The sequence below is a fragment of the Neobacillus notoginsengisoli genome, from assembly GCF_003515685.1.
GTDB classification, from domain to species: Bacteria; Bacillota; Bacilli; order Bacillales; family Cytobacillaceae; genus Bacillus_D; species Bacillus_D notoginsengisoli.
The window spans coordinates 102168-119903 of the sequence record NZ_QWEG01000011.1 but is presented as its reverse complement, the minus strand read 5'-3'; the positions used below and the strand labels follow the sequence as shown (position 1 = coordinate 119903).

At 45.8% G+C, this 17736-nt stretch carries 14 protein-coding genes; all 14 read left to right on the top strand.

All coding sequences use genetic code 11. The features are described from left to right. The first annotated feature begins 288 nt into the window (after window positions 1-288). The 14 genes from sdaAB to D1B31_RS17105 all read left to right on the top strand — a co-directional run bounded on the left by sdaAB (window position 289) and on the right by D1B31_RS17105 (window position 17732). Window positions 289-951, top strand: a complete 663-nt coding sequence (gene sdaAB, locus D1B31_RS17170) for an L-serine ammonia-lyase, iron-sulfur-dependent subunit beta (protein ID WP_118922669.1) — start codon at window positions 289-291, stop codon at window positions 949-951. 29 nt (window positions 952-980) lie between these two features. Beyond that, entirely contained in the window at window positions 981-1865 is an 885-nt protein-coding gene (gene sdaAA / locus D1B31_RS17165; RefSeq protein ID WP_118922667.1) for an L-serine ammonia-lyase, iron-sulfur-dependent, subunit alpha, read from the top strand. Window positions 1866-1876: 11 nt separating this feature from the next. Next, a complete protein-coding gene (gene recG, locus D1B31_RS17160) occupies window positions 1877-3910 on the top strand; it encodes an ATP-dependent DNA helicase RecG (protein WP_240035323.1) in 2034 nt (677 codons plus the stop codon). Between the two features lie 95 nt (window positions 3911-4005). Then, window positions 4006-4602, top strand: coding sequence for a transcription factor FapR (gene fapR, locus D1B31_RS17155; RefSeq protein WP_118922663.1), 597 nt, complete (start codon window positions 4006-4008; stop codon window positions 4600-4602). Continuing rightward, window positions 4586-5590 carry a phosphate acyltransferase PlsX gene (gene plsX / locus D1B31_RS17150; RefSeq protein ID WP_118922661.1) on the top strand — a complete coding sequence of 335 codons (1005 nt, stop codon included), beginning with the start codon at window positions 4586-4588 and terminating at the stop codon, window positions 5588-5590. The genes fapR and plsX overlap by 17 nt, the downstream gene beginning before the upstream one ends. Window positions 5591-5605: 15 nt before the next feature. After that, window positions 5606-6553 (top strand): ACP S-malonyltransferase, encoded by a 948-nt coding sequence (gene fabD / locus D1B31_RS17145; protein ID WP_118922659.1) that lies wholly within the window; start codon window positions 5606-5608, stop codon window positions 6551-6553. Then, window positions 6550-7293 (top strand): 3-oxoacyl-[acyl-carrier-protein] reductase, encoded by a 744-nt coding sequence (fabG, locus tag D1B31_RS17140; protein ID WP_118922657.1) that lies wholly within the window; start codon window positions 6550-6552, stop codon window positions 7291-7293. The genes fabD and fabG overlap by 4 nt, the downstream gene beginning before the upstream one ends. Window positions 7294-7652: 359 nt before the next feature. Beyond that, window positions 7653-7886, top strand: coding sequence for an acyl carrier protein (locus tag D1B31_RS17135; protein WP_118922655.1), 234 nt, complete (start codon window positions 7653-7655; stop codon window positions 7884-7886). 105 nt (window positions 7887-7991) lie between these two features. Next, on the top strand, window positions 7992-8735 hold the full coding sequence (gene rnc, locus D1B31_RS17130) for a ribonuclease III (RefSeq protein ID WP_118922653.1): 744 nt from the start codon (window positions 7992-7994) through the stop codon (window positions 8733-8735). Between the two features lie 40 nt (window positions 8736-8775). Beyond that, entirely contained in the window at window positions 8776-12342 is a 3567-nt protein-coding gene (gene smc, locus D1B31_RS17125) for a chromosome segregation protein SMC (RefSeq protein ID WP_118922893.1), read from the top strand. Window positions 12343-12464: 122 nt separating this feature from the next. Beyond that, window positions 12465-13451, top strand: coding sequence for a signal recognition particle-docking protein FtsY (ftsY, locus tag D1B31_RS17120; protein WP_118922652.1), 987 nt, complete (start codon window positions 12465-12467; stop codon window positions 13449-13451). A gap of 158 nt (window positions 13452-13609) precedes the next feature. Then, complete coding sequence (locus tag D1B31_RS17115; RefSeq protein WP_142922600.1) at window positions 13610-15976, top strand: hypothetical protein; 2367 nt, start codon at window positions 13610-13612, stop codon at window positions 15974-15976. Then, window positions 15973-16908 carry an ABC transporter ATP-binding protein gene (locus D1B31_RS17110; RefSeq protein ID WP_118922648.1) on the top strand — a complete coding sequence of 312 codons (936 nt, stop codon included), beginning with the start codon at window positions 15973-15975 and terminating at the stop codon, window positions 16906-16908. The genes D1B31_RS17115 and D1B31_RS17110 overlap by 4 nt, the downstream gene beginning before the upstream one ends. Next, the gene (locus D1B31_RS17105) at window positions 16905-17732 is read left to right on the top strand and encodes an ABC transporter permease (protein WP_118922646.1); all 828 of its coding nucleotides are present in this window, start codon (window positions 16905-16907) and stop codon (window positions 17730-17732) included. The genes D1B31_RS17110 and D1B31_RS17105 overlap by 4 nt, the downstream gene beginning before the upstream one ends. Window positions 17733-17736 lie beyond the last annotated feature (4 nt).

The following is a 17736-nucleotide window of genomic DNA, read 5'->3' as shown; positions in this document are numbered from 1 at the left end:
CGCCTCGAGACAGGCAAAGATCGCCTGTCTCTGCGATGCAAATTCCTTGGAGCTTTCCTTTGTGTCCCTGCGATGATTATTCTCAGAAGCTTTCCTTTGTGAAGCGCAAATCAACAAAGATTCACCATGAAAAGAAAACTTCTAGTTCAACCTATAATAGGAGCAAAATAAACAGACTGGCACAGACTTAATAAAAAATTGTCAAATCGCGTTGAGATTCGGTAAAATAAAGGATAGGTTTCAACAAATGAACGGGTTCTGCCCGGAGTCGACAAGGGGAAGTGGAAAATGAAGTATAAAAGTGTTTTTGATATCATCGGCCCGGTCATGATTGGGCCTTCGAGTTCCCATACGGCTGGTGCCGCGCGCATTGGAAAAGTAGCGAGAAGCCTTTTTGGCCGGGAGCCTAAATGGGTGAACATTTCGCTATACGGGTCTTTTGCAAAAACGTACAAGGGCCATGGGACAGATGTGGCGCTTGTAGGCGGCTTGCTTGATTTTGAAACAGATGATCCAAGAATTATTGACGCTATTGACCTTGCAACTGAAAAAGGGATGAAAATTAGATTCATAGAAGAAGATGCCCTGGCAGATCACCCAAATACAGCGAGAGTTATGATTGGTGATGATAAAGGAGAGCTTGAGCTTGTTGGTATATCAATCGGCGGAGGGAAAATAGAAATAACCGAACTGAATGGTTTTGAATTGAAACTTTCCGGCCATCATCCGGCAATTTTAGTTGTCCATAATGACCGGTTCGGCGCTATTGCGAATGTGGCAAATATTCTTGCCAACAATAAAATTAATATTGGCCACATGGAGGTCTCGAGGAAAGAAGTAGGGAAGATGGCCTTGATGACCATTGAGGTGGACCATAATATTGGGCAGGATATACTTAACGAGATAGAAAAACTGCCTAATATCTTAAAAGTGACCAAAATTGTTGATTAGACAATTGGGGAAATAAAGGGGTGAAGCGGATGTTCCGCAACGTAGCAGAGCTGGTTGAACTTGCGACCAGCAGAGATGTAAAAATATCGGAAATCATGATTGAACAGGAAATGGAAGTGACCGGCCGTTCGAGGGAAGAGGTGCTCGGCCAGATGGACCGGAATTTAGAGGTCATGGAACAAGCTGTTGAACGGGGGATAAGTGGAGTCAAATCTCACTCCGGACTGACTGGCGGAGATGCCGTTTTATTACAGGAATATATCAAAAAAGGGAATTTTTTGTCCGGCGAAACGCTGCTTGACGCGGTCAGTAAGGCTGTAGCCACAAATGAGGTGAACGCAGCAATGGGAACCATTTGCGCGACTCCTACGGCTGGTTCCGCTGGTGTTGTGCCTGGTACATTATTCGCTGTAAAACATAAATTGAACCCGACAAGAGAGCAGATGGTCCAATTCTTATTTACATCCGGCGCTTTTGGGTTTGTTGTCGCTAATAATGCCTCGATTTCCGGCGCCGCGGGAGGCTGCCAGGCGGAAGTAGGTTCGGCAGCGGGTATGGCTGCCGCCGCTTTGGTAGAACTAGCCGGAGGAACTCCCGAGCAATGCGCCGAAGCAATGGCCATTACATTGAAAAACATGCTTGGACTCGTCTGCGATCCTGTTGCCGGGTTAGTGGAAGTCCCGTGTGTTAAACGAAATGCGATGGGGGCATCTAACGCGATGGTTGCCGCGGACATGGCTCTTGCGGGAATCAAGAGCAGGATTCCTTGCGATGAAGTCATTGACGCGATGTACAAGATTGGCCAGTCGATGCCAACTGCTTTAAAAGAAACCGCACAGGGAGGGTTGGCGGCGACTCCAACCGGCAAAATGCTGGAAGCGAAAATCTTTGGAATCCCGCACATAAAACAGTGAATAAGAACCTCATGCAATCAGTAAAAGTGCTGAAAGGAATTGGCGACGAAACGGCAGATCTTCTTGCCGGCCTGAATATTGTAACAATTAAGGACCTGCTCGAACATTTTCCGTTCCGTTACGAAGACTACAGGCTGCGCGACCTCGCTGATGTGAAGCATGATGAGAGAATAACCGTGGAAGGGAAGGTTCACAGCGAGCCTTCCCTTGCCCGTTTTGGCAAAAAGAGGTCCAGGATGACGGTCCGCCTGCTCATCGGGCGCTATCTCGTCCAGGCGATCATCTTCAATCAGCCTTATTTGAAGAATAAAATTACGATTAACGAAACTGTCACGGTTACCGGCAAATGGGACCAGCATCGGATGGCGATTACGGTCTCCGAAATGCACTTTGGGGAAAACAGACGCGGGAAATTGTTCGAACCTGTTTATGCTTTGAAGGGAAGCCTGACAATGAGGAACATGCGCAAGTATATTGCTCAGGCATTCGCTATGTATGGGGACGATATTGAAGAAACGCTGCCGGATGGGTTAGTCAGGAAATACAGGCTTCCAAACCGGAGAGAGGCGCTTGAAACGATGCATTTTCCTGAAATACCGGAAGATGTTCAAAAGGCGAGGCGCCGGTTTGTTTACGAAGAGTTCCTATCCTTCCAGCTGAAAATGCAGGCCCTTAGGAAAATTGAGCGGGAGCAAACCCCGGGGATCGTCCAGAAATATGATTTGGATAAGGTAAAAGAATTTATAGACCGTCTCCCATTTCCGCTGACAGGCGCACAAAAAAGAGTCGTGAATGAAATCCTTACTGATATGAAATCCCCGTACAGGATGAACCGCCTGCTTCAGGGGGACGTTGGTTCAGGGAAGACTGTCGTCGCGGCCATTTGTTTGTATGCCAGTGTAACCACGGGTAGGCAGGGAGCTTTGATGGTCCCAACAGAAATTCTGGCGGAACAGCATGCAGCTTCTTTAAAAGAGATTTTCGATCCCTTTCATGTCAGATGCGCGCTTTTAACAAGTTCAGTAAAAGGAAAAGCGAGAAAAGAACTACTAGCGGAATTAGCTGAAGGAAAGATCGATATTCTTGTTGGAACCCATGCACTCATTCAGGAGGAAGTTTCTTTTGCTAGACTTGGATTTGTTATTACGGATGAGCAGCATCGGTTTGGGGTCGAACAGCGCAGAATTTTAAGGGAAAAGGGAGAAAAACCCGATGTGCTCTTTATGACGGCTACTCCGATTCCAAGGACTCTGGCTATCACTGTCTTTGGTGAGATGGATGTATCTGTCATTGATGAAATGCCGGCCGGCCGGAAAACGATTGAAACATACTGGGCGCGCGAAGATATGCTTGAGCGGGTGCTTGGGTTTATCGAGAAGGAATTGCACAAGGGACGTCAGGCTTATGTCATTTGCCCGCTTATTGAGGAATCCGACAAACTGGACGTACAAAATGCGATAGACGTCCACAGTTCACTCACCTTCTATTTCCAAAACCGTTTCAAAGTCGGCCTTATGCACGGCCGTCTGCCTTCTGCCGAAAAGGAAGAGGTGATGCGGTCGTTCGCAGAAAATCAAATCCAGATTCTTGTATCGACAACGGTGGTTGAAGTGGGCGTCAATGTGCCAAATGCTACAGTGATGGTTATATATGATGCAGAGCGGTTCGGGCTTGCACAACTCCATCAGCTTCGAGGAAGGGTTGGCAGGGGAAGTGATCAGTCGTATTGCATCCTCTTGGCTGAACCGAAATCAGAAATCGGGAAAGAACGAATGAAGATCATGACTGAAACAAATGATGGCTTTGTTGTGAGTGAAAAAGATTTAGAGTTAAGAGGACCGGGGGATTTCTTTGGCAAAAAGCAAAGTGGCGTCCCAGAATTCAAAGTAGCTGACATGGTCCATGATTACCGGGCTTTGGAAACAGCGAGGGATGATGCCGCAAAACTTGTCCAGTCAAGGGCGTTTTGGGAAGCACCTGAATACGGGAGACTCCGTACTGAACTCGAGGAGGCCGGGGTGTTGAAAGGGGAGAAGCTTGATTGATCCCCCTTTCAAGCATTTTTTTGTCTTGCATTCTAGATATCTTGCTTATATACTACTATTAGTACCTAGTCATAAGAGTAATGGCGGTGGATCGGATGAGGCGAAATAAAAAGGAACGGCAGCAGGAATTGGTGTTGACAATAAAGGAAAATCCTTTTATTACGGATGAGGAACTCGCGGAGCTTTTTTCTGTCAGTGTCCAGACGATCAGGCTCGACCGGCTCGAGCTATCGATTCCAGAGCTTCGGGAACGGATTAAACATGTTGCCGAAAAAAGATTTGAAGATGAAGTGCGCTCCCTCCCTCTTGAGGAGGTCATCGGGGAGATTATTGATATGGAACTGGATCAAAGCGCCATTTCCATATTGGATATCAAGAAAGAGCATGTATTTAAACGGAACAGGATCGCCCGTGGACATCATTTGTTTGCACAGGCAAACTCGCTTGCGGTAGCGGTCATTAATGATGAACTTGCTTTAACGGCCAAATCATCCTTGCGATTCAAACGTTCAGTGCATGAGGGTGAGCGTGTAATCGCAAAGGCAAAGGTCACCGGATTTGATCATGAACACGGCAGGACGTTTGTGGAAGTCAAAAGCTATGTGAATAATGAGCCCGTATTCATTGGCGAGTTTGAAATGTTCCGCTCAAATAAAAATAGAGGTGGCAATGAACATGAGGCTGGCAATTGATGCGATGGGCGGCGACCATGCGCCTAAGGAGATCGTCCTTGGTGCCATAAAAGCAGCCGACCTTTTTAGCGATATACAAATTACCCTTGTCGGGGACGAGAAAAAAATTAAGGAACACTTTTCAGGACATGACCGGATATCCATTTTACATACAGAAGAAGTGATCCTTGGGACAGACGAGCCTGTCCGGGCTGTGAGAAGAAAAAAGAATGCTTCGATGGTCCTTGCGGCGCGCCAGGTCGCTGATGGACAGGCAGATGCCTGCATCTCGGCCGGCAACACTGGGGCCCTCATGGCTGCCGGACTGTTCGTAGTCGGCCGGATAGAAGGGATCGACAGGCCTGCGCTGGCGCCAACATTACCGACAATCGGGAACGAAGGGTTTTTGCTGCTCGATGTCGGAGCGAATGTTGATGCAAAACCAGAGCATCTTTTCCAATACGGATTAATGGGCTCCGTATACTGGGAAAAGGTGGGGGGGACGGCGAACCCGAGGGTCGGCCTTCTGAATATTGGTACAGAAGAAAAGAAGGGCACAGATCTGACAAAACAAGCTTATGCTCTATTAAAGGAATCCAACCTTAATTTTGTAGGCAATGTTGAGGCTAGGGACTTGCTGAACGGAGTAGCTGATGTTGTCGTGACAGACGGGTTTACCGGGAACATGGTTTTGAAAACCGTCGAAGGGACAGCGATGTCAGTCTTCAAAATGCTTAAAGGAGCATTGACTGCATCTCTAAAAAGCAAGCTTGCTGCAGCTGTTTTAAAACCTGATTTAAAAGTGCTGAAGGATCAAATGGATTACTCCGAGTACGGAGGCGCGGCCTTGTTCGGGCTGAAAGCGCCTGTCGTCAAGGCGCATGGTTCCTCGAATGCACAAGCCATCTTTAGCGCGATTAGGCAAACTCGCGAGATGGTTTCTAACAATGTAACCGGACTAATTAAACAAGCTGCAGAAGATTCTGCTGCAGCCCGTACTGAATCTTAACATTGAGGTGTGAAAATGGGTAAAATTGCATTTATCTTTCCCGGGCAAGGTTCCCAGACTGTAGGCATGGGAATGGAACTTGCCGAAAATCATGAACCGAGCAAAACTCTTTTTAAAAAGGCAGATGAGTTGCTCGGATACAACTTAAGCAGCATCATGTTTGAAGGCCCTCAGGAAGTGCTTACAAAGACAGTCAACACACAGCCTGCTCTTCTGACTGCCAGCACCGCACTTTTGGCATTATTCCGTGAGTCTGGCATCGAAGCGGACTATGTAGCCGGACACAGTCTTGGTGAATATTCTGCGCTTGTTGCTGCCGGAGCTATTACCTTTGATGACGGGGTGCGCATCGTCAGAAAAAGAGGCGAATTTATGGAGGAGGCTGTGCCGGACGGCCTTGGAACGATGGCTGCTGTCCTTGGGCTGGATAGGGTTCCTTTGAGGGAAGCAACAGCAGCTGTCACTGATTCTGGTTATCCAGTTCAATTGGCAAATATTAATTGCCCCGGTCAAATTGTCATATCTGGAACAGTCGAAGGAGTAAAGCGTGCCGGTGAAAAGGCAAAAGAGGCAGGAGCGAAAAGGGTCATTATGCTCGAAGTAAGCGGACCCTTCCATTCGAGCCTAATGGAGCCTGCCGCCAACAGGTTGAGCGAAGTGCTGGATGGGGCCGAAATTAAGACTGCTTCCATACCGGTTATTGCGAATGCAGACGCCCTCCCAATGGAAGACGCGAATCAAATTAAACAGAATCTTGTGAAACAATTGTACTCCCCGGTTCTTTGGGAAGACTCGGTCAAGAAAATGATTGAGCTTGGCGTCGACACTTTTATTGAATTTGGTCCCGGAAAAGTCCTTGGTGGCCTGGTCAAAAAAATCGACAGAAACGTTGCCATTTATTCTGTTTCAAATGAGGAGACTTGCCGTGAAACGATTAGGGCCCTTAAGGAGGAAAAAGAATGAGACTGGAAGGGAAAGCAGCCCTTGTAACAGGTGCTTCAAGGGGAATCGGACGTGAAATCGCCCTTGAACTAGCCAGGCAGGGAGCAAATGTCGCCATCAATTATGCAGGCAGTGAAGCAAAAGCAAATGAAGTGGCTGAAGAAATTAAGGCTATGGGAAGAGAAGCGTTTGCTATCCAGGGAGATGTCTCTGACCCAGATGCCGTCGCCATGATGGTAAAAGAAACGATCGGCCGCTTCGGAAGCCTTGATGTTCTCGTCAACAATGCCGGGATTACAAGGGACAACCTTTTGATGAGAATGAAGGAAGACGAATGGGATGATGTCATCAATATCAACCTGAAGGGCGTTTTCCTTTGCACGAAAGCAGCCACGCGCCAAATGATGAAGCAGCGCAGCGGAAGAATTATTAATATTGCCTCGATTGTCGGGGTAAGCGGAAATCCTGGGCAAGCTAACTATGTTGCCGCAAAAGCAGGCGTAATCGGTTTGACAAAAACGGCCGCCAAAGAATTGTCTTCAAGGAATATTACCGTGAATGCGGTCGCTCCAGGTTTTATCACGACTGATATGACAGATAAGCTGACTGAAGATGTAAAGGCGGAAATGCTAAAAATGATTCCGCTGGCAAGATTCGGTGAGCCGCGTGATATCGCCAAAGCAGTTGTTTTCCTAGCATCAGATGACGCCTCCTATATGACAGGGCAAACCCTGCACATAGACGGCGGAATGGTCATGTAATAAGAAAAGCAGAGGCGGCCGTTTAGCGCCGTATGGACTGGAGGGCTCCGAACGAGATAAAGGAAACACGATGAACGGAGTGAATCGATGTTGACTTATCGTAAGGAGGAGACCGAAGTCCACTAGGCGTTGGCCGCCGCAGCTGGACAGAGAAAAGCGGAGGCGGCTCCCAGGGGTGACAGGCTTAAGACGAGCCGGCCAGAAGGCGTTCTTTGCCTTCTTGCAGGATTGGCTTAAGACCCCGAGCTCCTAGCCGCCGCAGCTAGATCATAAGAAAAGCAGAAGACGAAATTTCGTTCAGTTTTAACTTTATTCCTATAGGGAAATAATCTATAATAGCTTGAGGGGAGGTGACAAGCATGGCAGAAGTACTAGAACGCGTAACAAAGATCATCGTAGACCGCCTAGGTGTGGACGAATCCCAAGTGACACTTGAAGCTTCCTTCAAAGATGATCTTGGCGCTGATTCCCTTGATGTAGTTGAACTTGTTATGGAATTGGAAGATGAGTTCGATATGGAGATTTCAGACGATGATGCTGAGAAAATCGGCACAGTTGGTGATGCTGTTAACTACATAAATAGCAAAAAATAATCGCTGCTTATCTTCAAGGCTCCGTTTTCAAACGGAGCTTTCTTCTGTATTATAGAACTATTGGATCTATTCCTATAAGTACATATAAAAGCAAGGTGGAGACTTATGCGCAATAAAAAGGAAAAAACCTCAGCCGCATACCGCGCAAAAGAAAATTTATTTAAAGAATTCCAGGCCCGTATCGGCATCCAATTTACGGATGAAAAACTATTGAGGCAGGCATTTACCCATTCATCCTACGTGAATGAACACCGCCGTAAGCCTTTCGAAGACAACGAGCGTCTTGAGTTTTTGGGGGACGCCGTATTGGAATTAACCGTATCAAAGTTCCTTTTTAAAAAATATCCAATGATGAGCGAAGGGGAGCTGACAAAGCTCCGCGCTGCCATTGTCTGTGAACCATCATTGGTATCTTTTGCAAATGAACTTTCATTCGAAAAACTTATTTTGCTCGGCAAGGGCGAAGAGATGACGGGAGGCCGTGAGCGCCCGGCACTATTGGCGGATGTCTTTGAAGCTTTTATTGGCGCTCTTTACCTTGATAATGGGCTCCAGGCAGTCAATGGATTCATGGAGAAAATAGTGTATCCGAAAATTAATGCTGGTGCTTTTTCACATGTCATGGATTATAAAAGCCAACTGCAGGAATACGTTCAACGAGATGGTGCAGGAAACATCGAATATAAAGTACTTCAAGAAAAGGGCCCTGCCCATAATCGCGAGTTTGTCTCAAGGGTTTCTTTAGATGGCAAGGTACTTGGAACCGGGACGGGCCGGTCTAAAAAAGAAGCTGAACAGCTAGCTGCGCAAATGGCATTATCCCGGCTAAAGCCAGGGGAACAGCCATAACATCAGAGAAAACCGGCGCATGCCGGAGAAGGAGCAAGGAATGTATTTAAAACGGCTTGATGTGGTAGGTTTCAAGTCTTTTGCCGAACGGATTGGAATCGACTTCGTTCCCGGGGTTACAGCGGTAGTCGGTCCGAACGGAAGCGGAAAAAGCAATGTGATTGACGCCATCCGCTGGGTGCTAGGGGAGCAATCGGCAAAATCACTTCGCGGTACGAAAATGGAAGATATTATTTTTGCCGGAAGTGATTCGCGCAAGCCGCTCAATTTTGCGGAAGTGACTCTAACACTCGATAATGAAGACGAGAAGCTTGCCATTGATTATAACGAGGTCAGTGTAACAAGGCGGGTATTCCGCTCGGGAGAAAGTGAATTCCTAATCAATAAGCAGCCATGCAGGCTGAAGGACATCGTAGAACTATTTATGGATTCCGGCCTAGGACGCGAAGCTTTTTCAATCATCAGCCAGGGGAAAGTCGAGGAAATCCTTAACAGTAAAGCAGAGGACCGGAGGACTATCTTTGAAGAGGCAGCCGGGGTCCTGAAATATAAGCAGAGGAAAAAAAAGGCTGAAATGAAATTGGCCGAGACACAGGACAACTTAAACAGGGTCCAGGATATACTCCATGAATTGGAGGGCCAGGTGGAGCCTTTAAAAATCCAGGCTTCTATCGCGAGAGATTATAAAGATAAGAAAGAAGAACTTGAAACAATAGAAGTTGCTTTGACAGTCTACGATATTGAAGAACTTCATGGGAAATGGGAACAGCTCTCACAAAAGCTGAAGGAACATAAACAAGAGGAAATGAAACTTTCTGCAACGTTGCAAAAACGAGAGGCGGAAATTGAGCAGACACGGGACAGGATTGCCGCCTTAGACGAATCAATCAGCGATCTGCAAACGGTTCTGCTTCACGCAAGTGAGGAACTCGAAAAGCTTGAGGGAAAAAAAGAAGTCCTCAAGGAGCGCAAGAAAAATGCAGCACAAAACAGAAAGCAGCTTGAAAACAGCATTGGGGAGTTAACAGATAAAAAGAAAGCCCTTGATGCTGAAAGGAAAAAGCTCATTGATATTGCGGCAAATCTCGGCAGGGAGGCGGCTGACCTTCAGCAGCAGCTGAAGGACAGGCAAGCAGAGTTAAGCCTGTTCAGTGGGAACACGGAAGAAAAACTAGAATCACTCAAAAGTGAATATATTGAGGAACTGAATGCACAGGCGGGAGCGCGGAATGAGGCAATGCTTGTCGGCCAGCAGCTTGAACAGCTTGAGAGGAGAGGCGGACGCCTAGATGAGGAAAATCGGCGATTCCTCGATGAACGAGAGGGAGCAACAAGCAGAACGAAGGAAATTCAAGCGGAACTTGACATAGCTGCTAAAGAACTTGAAGGCCAGGTTAAAGACTACCTTGTTGAGAAGCGGAACTTGGAGAGTCTCGAAGCCGAATACCAAAGGCAGGAAAAGTTGCTCTATCAAGCCTATCAGTTTTTGCAGCAAGCAAAATCGAAAAAAGAAATGCTGGAAGATATGGAGGAGGACTATAACGGCTTTTTCCATGGGGTAAAAGAAGTCCTTAAAGCCCGGGGAGGAGAGCTTCAAGGAATTGAAGGAGCGGTCGCTGAAGTCGTCGATGTTCCGAAAGAATATCAGACTGCCATTGAAACAGCACTTGGCGCCTCACTTCAGCATATCATTGTGGATACAGAACAAAGCGCCCGGAATGCGATTCAGTTTTTGAAAAAGAAAGCTTCCGGAAGGGCAACGTTCCTCCCGTTGAGTGTCATTAAAGGAAGATTTCCCGGTGCTGCCCAGTTAGAACAAGCAGGGAACCATCCCGCTTTTATTGGGACAGCTTCAAGCCTGGTTACCTTTGAAGGGAAATACCGGCAAGTTATAGAGAATTTGCTTGGAAATGTGTTGGTTGCAAGGGATTTAAAAGGTGCTAACGAAATTGCCCGTGCTTTGCAATACAGAATGAGGGTTGTAACGCTAGAAGGGGATGTCGTCAACGCTGGCGGTTCTATGACTGGCGGATCAGTAAAACAGAACTCCTCTAGCCTGTTGAGCAGGAAAACCGAACTCGATGAAATAAAAGCGAAGCTTGGGGATATGGAAGAGAAAACGGTCCAGCTTGAATCATTGGTAAAAACGCTTAAAAGTAAAGTTCAGGCTAAAGTGGATTCCCTTGAAGAGTTTAGGAGGACAGGAGAAGAAAAACGTCTTGAGGAGCAGCGCTTGAAAGGGAAGCTGCGCGAGGCCGAGTTGGAACTTAAAAATATCAGTGAGCGGCTGTCTATTTATGATATGGAGAAAAGCCAAATTGAAGAAGATAGAAATAAGCTGCTAGCTAGAAAGAAAGAGCTTGAACAAAGTCTTCAATCCGCGAAAGATCGAATTTCTTCTCTGGATAAGAAAATAACTGAGCTATCTGAGCAAAAAGCAAAGGCCTTGACGTCCAGAGAGGCCTTAAATGATGAGATCAATAACCTAAAAGTGATGTTTGCTTCCAAAAACGAACAATATACGCATGCAAAAATTCAGGTTGAAAGAGTGACAGAGGAGCTAACCGCGCTAACTGAAAGGCTTGATACGCAAACGGAAGACTTGCAACTGCTCATTTCTGAAATGGATGGGAGCTCGTCAGGGGAAGAACAGCTTCTTGTCGCTGCTGAAGAAAAACTCAGCGATAAAGAAAAAACTCTGAAATTGATTTCCGAACGCCGCAAGGAAAGGATGAACCTTTTCGCTGCATTAGAGCAGTCCGAAGCTGAAACGAAAGAATTAAAAAGACAGCATCGCGGCATGGCAGAAGCATTAAAGGATGAGGAAGTAAAACTGAATAGGCTTGATGTCGAGCTGGAAAATAAACTAGTCCATCTTCGTGAAGAATATTTGCTTACATTTGAAGGGGCAAAGGAAAAACATCCATTGACGATACCGCCGGAAGAGGCACGCCGAAAAGTCAGGCTAATTAAACGGTCTATTGAAGAACTTGGTAATGTCAACCTTGGAGCAATTGAAGAGTATGAACGGGTCTCCGAACGTTATGAATTTTTGCTTGAGCAAAAAAATGACCTTCAGGAAGCCAAGGATACCCTTTTTGTTGTCATCGGGGAGATGGACGAGGAAATGATTAAGCGGTTTGAAGAAACCTTTTCTGCTATCCGGATGCATTTCGAGCCTGTCTTTAAGGCGTTGTTTGGAGGAGGGCGTGCAGACCTTAGACTGACAGTGCCCGAGGACCTATTGAACACGGGTGTGGACATTGTTGCCCAGCCGCCAGGTAAAAAACTGCAAAACCTGGGACTGCTTTCCGGCGGCGAGCGGGCATTGACTGCCATTGCACTCTTGTTTTCGATTCTTAAAGTAAGGCCGGTGCCTTTTTGCATACTAGACGAAGTAGAAGCGGCCCTTGATGAGGCGAATGTCTACAGATTCAGCCAGTATTTGAAGCGGTATAGCGCAGGTACTCAATTCATTGTCATCACCCACCGAAAGGGAACAATGGAAGAAGCCGATGTCCTCTACGGCGTCACAATGCAGGAATCAGGAGTATCGAAGCTAGTTTCCGTAAGGCTGGAAGAAACAAAAGAACTAGTCGGGCACTAAAACCATGCGGAAGCGGCCGTTTAGCGCCGTATGGACCGAAGTCCACTAGGCGCTGGCCGCTGAAGCTGGACAAAGAAAAGCGGGAGCGGCTCTCATAAGATAGTTGATAAGGATGTGTCAAAATGAGTTTTTTCAAAAAGTTAAAAGAATCATTCACCAAACAAACTGACAGTGTGACAGAAAAATTCAGGGATGGTTTAACGAAAACACGCGATAGTTTTTCCGGGAAAGTAAATGACCTTGTTGCCAGGTACCGTAAAGTAGATGAGGATTTCTTTGAGGAGCTCGAAGAAATTCTCATTCAGGCGGATGTAGGCTTTGACACTGTGATGGAATTGATTGATCAATTGAAATATGAAGTGAAACGCCGTAATATTACCGACACCGCTGAGGTCCAAACTGTCATTTCCGAAAAACTAGTTGACATTTATAATAGTGGCGAGAATCAAACCTCAACACTCAACATCCAGGACAATGCACTGACTGTCATTCTTTTTGTTGGAGTCAATGGTGTCGGGAAAACGACAACCATTGGCAAGCTTGCCCATAAATTTATTACTGAAGGCAAATCTGTCTTTCTCGCAGCAGGCGATACGTTCCGCGCCGGTGCTATTGACCAGCTGGAAGTATGGGGAGACCGAGTCGGTGCACCTGTAATCAAGCAAGCAGAAGGTTCTGATCCGGCGGCCGTTATGTTCGATGCCATCCAGGCAGCCAAGTCAAGAAATGCGGATATCCTTCTGTGTGATACAGCCGGCCGGTTGCAAAATAAAGTAAATTTAATGAAAGAGCTGGAAAAAGTAAAAAGGGTAATTGAAAGAGAAATTCCGGGCGCACCGCATGAGGTGTTGCTCGTCCTCGATGCAACAACTGGACAGAACGCCCTCATCCAGGCAAAAACTTTCAAAGAAGCCACGGATGTTACAGGAATTGTCCTGTCAAAACTTGATGGTACGGCTAAGGGTGGAATCGTTCTTGCAATTCGGAACGAATTAAAGATACCTGTAAAATTCGTCGGCCTTGGAGAAAGAATGGATGATCTACAGGAATTCGATCCTGAAAAATATGTATACGGCCTGTTTGCCGACCAGGTAGACAAAACCGATTAATAAAACTCGAACAGTATCGAAAATTTTTTCGATACTGTTTTTTTTCTAGATTGCTCTTTAAAAAATAAAAGTGTAAAATTACACCAAAGAATTCCGGTTTTTTGAAGCGTATTCCAATTTAATTACGTCTAATGAGTGAGGATTAGATAGGGGGAATCATGGTGGCTGGCTGCTATAGAAAATGTGCATTTTTTTTGATTTTCATTTTTGTGTTCAGCTTAATCGGAATGCCTGTACAGGCTGCCGAAAACGAAATTAAAATTACGACTAAAACAGGCTTTGATGGAAAAGTAAAAACAGGTCGGGGGTTTCCCGTCCAGGTAACAATCGAAAACAACGGCAAGGATTTTAAAGGAGACCTTCTTGTCAATTTTTACCCGACCTATAATTCAACAGGTTCGAAGGTACTGCACATTGATGTCCCAAAAGGGAGCACCAAAACATTTAATGTATCCCTCCAAGGTTTATCCGAGGAAAATCAATATAATAATCAAAATGTCCAATCATTGTTCCTTTACGAGGGCAGCTGGAAAAACGGTAAAGAAGTTGGGTTTCGCGGATCAAAAAACCTTTCGCCCAGATACACCGACCCGGAACGGAAAACACTCGGTTTACTAAGTGAAAACCCCGATCGGCTTAAAGAACTGAAATCGCTTCCTTCAGATGCGATGATTGATACAATTGTTATGGATGAAAGTATACTGCCTGAAGATCGTCTTGGCCTTGACTTGATTGATTACTTGGTCATTGACGAATACCCGTTTTCAAGCCTGAAACCTGCTCAGCAAGAGGCTATTTTAGAATGGGTGAAAAATGGAGGTATTTTAATTGCTGGTGGGGCTCCTGATGCGGTTCAGGCGTATGGAAGCCTAATTCATGACCTTCCGATGGAGCCTGTAAATGAAGCGGAAGCGAATTTAACAGGATTGAAAAGTGCCATAAAGCCTGGCAAGGAATTGGAAAAGGTGCCTGTATTCTACGGAAAAACGAAAGCGGATTCGGAAATCGTCTACAAAAGCGGCGATATTCCAATTGTGGCGAAGCGTATTTCCGGCTCAGGCGAAATATGGCAAACCGCTTTTTCAGCAGGGGCCCAGCCAATTGCATCATGGAAGGGCTATGGAGACTGGCTTGCCTTTCTTCTATCGCAAAGCCACGTATCCACAAATGTAACTTCGCAAGGTTTTATTAATCCATATGAACAGTATTATATGGATTTTGCGGAAGTGAATTCCTACTTTCCTTCTTCCCATTTCTCACTCGGGCAAATTTTTCTGATGCTGCTTGCTTATGTAGTCCTCATCGCGCCAGCTCTTTATTTCGCGTTGAAAAAGTGGGATAGACGGGAACAGGCCTGGTGGATCATTCCCTCTTTTGCCCTCCTTTGTTCGGCTGCTATTTTTGGCATTGGGGCGAAAGACAGGATTGCAAGCCCTCAGGTCAGCCAGATAGGAGTTTTTAAGGCCGAGGGAGGACAGCTGCAAGGGATAAAGGCCGTTTCACTTTTATCGAATACGAGTGGGGATTATGGATTTGCCTTCCCAAGGGGGGAATTTAGCGGTATTCCGGAATCTTCTTACAACTCACCGAAGCATTTTTCCGTTTTTGAGTCGGGCAGAAAAGAAGACATTGTCACATTCCCGAATGTTGAGTATTGGGCAACACGGACATTATATGGGCCTGCGACAAAGAAAGAAGCAGGGGAATTTGTAATGGACTTGAAGTTTGCGGGAAGTAAATTAACGGGGACAATTGAGAATCGGTTCCCGTATGATTTTGAAAATGTGTATGTCTGGTCGGGCTCAAAACAAATAAAACTAGGAAAATTGGACAAAGGCGGATCTTTAAAGGTCCATGAAACGCTAGGGCAAAATTATTTATCAGGCCCGTTAACCCCCGGCTATGGGCATCAGATGCCTAGTACGGCGCAGGATATTCCAAAAATGAAAAAATCCAAATTGGAGTATGGCGCAGTTGAATTTCTTTACAACAAGTCTAGGCTTAGAAATATTCCGATCGTGTATGGTTTTACAAAAGATCCAGTTGTAAATGCCGACTTGACCGGACAGTCAGAAAAAAGCACGAGCGTATCGCTCATTTATCAGGCTGCCGAAATCGAGATGGAAATGAGCGGCCCTTTTTCCCTCAAAGAGGAAGAGCTTTCGGCAGACCTTGTTGCCATTAAAGGGGAAGTATTCGAGGTTCCCCGGGGAGGACGCGAGGCATCGATTGATGTTGGGCAATATGAGTATATTCTTCATGTGCCTTCTCAGCTGAATAAAGATTCTACCCGATTTGAGGAAATTTCCGTTACCTTGATCCCTGGGAATGCGGTTTTTTCACTCATAAATGCGGAAACAGGGGAATCCATCAAACTTACAGACAAGACAACTAAATTCACTGACAAGCCAGGGAGATTTATTACAAAGGATGGGTTGATAAAAATCAAGCTGGAAAAAACCGGGCAGAATGACCCGTTTGTCAGAATGCCATCGGTAACGATCAAGGGGGTAGCGGGTAAATGATTGAAATTCATGGGCTTACAAAAAAATATGGTAGATTCACCGCGCTTGATTCGCTTACCCTTACGATAGAGAAAGGAACGGTTTTCGGCTTTGTCGGCCAAAATGGAGCGGGGAAATCAACGACTTTCTCAATATTGGCAACCCTGATGGCACCCACTTCGGGAACAGCTTATATTAATGGATACAATATTTCAAAAGAGCCTGCGAAAGTCAGAAGCCAAATTGGGTATATGCCGGACTTTTTCGGAGTGTATGATCAATTGAGAGCAGTGGAATACCTGGATTTTTATGGCGCCAGCTACGGGATTGGTACAGGGGAAAGGGAAAAGCTTATTCCCCAGCTGCTTGAGCTTGTCAACTTAACCAATAAGGCGGATTCGTATGTAGATGTTCTTTCCCGCGGAATGAAGCAAAGGCTTTGTCTCGCTAGGTCATTGATCCATGATCCTGAAGTTCTTATTCTTGATGAGCCGGCTTCAGGGCTGGACCCCAGAGCAAGGGTCGAAATGCGGGAAATACTGAAAGAACTGAAATATATGGGGAAAACGATCCTGATTTCCTCCCATATTTTGCCCGAGCTTGCTGAAATGTGCGACACAATTGGCATCATTGACCAAGGCAGACTTGTTGCGCAAGGATCAGTTGCAGAGATACAGCAGAGGCTAGCAGGTGAAAAGCTTATCACTGTAAAAGTTTGGGGAAGCTTAAATGAGGCTGTTGCCTATTTCGAGGATCACCATCTAGTCAGTCAACTTGAAAAGCGGAATGACGGCTCTGGCATACAGTTTGTATTCAGCGGCAATGAGGAGGAACAGTTCAGCCTTCTTCATAACGCACTTCTTGCAAAAATTAAGATTTTCAGCTTTTCAGAAACAGAGACAAATCTTGAAGATGTGTTCATGGAAATTACGAAAGGAGTGGAGCTTTCATGAAACTGTTGATGAATCCAGTAATGAACAAGGAATTCAAGTTACGGTTCCGCTCCTTTAAAAGTTTCCTGGGGCTGATGTTTTACCTGATTGCCTTATCGATCATTATAGTCGGTTTTATCTTTATTCAATCACAATCTTATGGAACCAATTATTTCCGTCCTGAGGAAAGCAGGATTATGTTTATGGTCCTCTCATTTATCCAGCTGGGACTAATTCTGTTTGTCACACCGGGGCTGACGGCCGGAGTGATTAGTGGAGAAAGGGAAAAACAAACACTGAATATCCTTTTGACTACGACACAGACTTCGGCAGGGATTATTATTGGGAAGCTAATTTCTTCTGTTTCCTTCCTGCTGTTAATGATTGTCGCGAGTATGCCAATCTACAGTATCGTGTTCTTATTCGGCGGCATTTCACCCCTCCAGGTTCTGACGGTACTCGGCTACTATATCCTCATTATTTTCGTATTTGGAAGTTTCGGAGTTCTGTTTTCCACACTCATCAGAAGAACGATCATTTCAATGATTACAACATATGGAACAGCCTTATTTTTCGCAGGAGGAACGGCATTCCTGTTCGTTGTATCGATGGAGTTCGGTGGGCTCATGCCGGGGTCTTCACCGGTACCATACTTTATTGCGATATTGAATCCGTTTATTGTTTTAATGGGATTTCTGGAACCTTCTCTCGTACAAGAAATTAACAGGCAGACAGGGATCTTGTTCCCGCTGTGGGCAAGCCAGCTGATTGTTTATGGTATCCTATTTTCTGTTGCATTGGCTGTAAGTATTAGGAGATTGAGGCCGAGAGCAGCAACAAAATAATTTT

Excerpts from the sequence above, each read along its gene's own strand:
- sdaAB (WP_118922669.1), top strand. The coding sequence starts at position 289 with ATGAAGTATAAAAGTGTTTTTGATATCATCGGCCCGGTCATGATTGGG.
- sdaAA (WP_118922667.1), top strand. The coding sequence starts at position 981 with ATGTTCCGCAACGTAGCAGAGCTGGTTGAACTTGCGACCAGCAGAGAT.
- recG (WP_240035323.1), top strand. The coding sequence starts at position 1,877 with ATGCAATCAGTAAAAGTGCTGAAAGGAATTGGCGACGAAACGGCAGAT.
- fapR (WP_118922663.1), top strand. The coding sequence starts at position 4,006 with ATGAGGCGAAATAAAAAGGAACGGCAGCAGGAATTGGTGTTGACAATA.
- plsX (WP_118922661.1), top strand. The coding sequence starts at position 4,586 with ATGAGGCTGGCAATTGATGCGATGGGCGGCGACCATGCGCCTAAGGAG.
- fabD (WP_118922659.1), top strand. The coding sequence starts at position 5,606 with ATGGGTAAAATTGCATTTATCTTTCCCGGGCAAGGTTCCCAGACTGTA.
- fabG (WP_118922657.1), top strand. The coding sequence starts at position 6,550 with ATGAGACTGGAAGGGAAAGCAGCCCTTGTAACAGGTGCTTCAAGGGGA.
- D1B31_RS17135 (WP_118922655.1), top strand. The coding sequence starts at position 7,653 with ATGGCAGAAGTACTAGAACGCGTAACAAAGATCATCGTAGACCGCCTA.
- rnc (WP_118922653.1), top strand. The coding sequence starts at position 7,992 with ATGCGCAATAAAAAGGAAAAAACCTCAGCCGCATACCGCGCAAAAGAA.
- smc (WP_118922893.1), top strand. The coding sequence starts at position 8,776 with ATGTATTTAAAACGGCTTGATGTGGTAGGTTTCAAGTCTTTTGCCGAA.
- ftsY (WP_118922652.1), top strand. The coding sequence starts at position 12,465 with ATGAGTTTTTTCAAAAAGTTAAAAGAATCATTCACCAAACAAACTGAC.
- D1B31_RS17115 (WP_142922600.1), top strand. The coding sequence starts at position 13,610 with ATGGTGGCTGGCTGCTATAGAAAATGTGCATTTTTTTTGATTTTCATT.
- D1B31_RS17110 (WP_118922648.1), top strand. The coding sequence starts at position 15,973 with ATGATTGAAATTCATGGGCTTACAAAAAAATATGGTAGATTCACCGCG.
- D1B31_RS17105 (WP_118922646.1), top strand. The coding sequence starts at position 16,905 with ATGAAACTGTTGATGAATCCAGTAATGAACAAGGAATTCAAGTTACGG.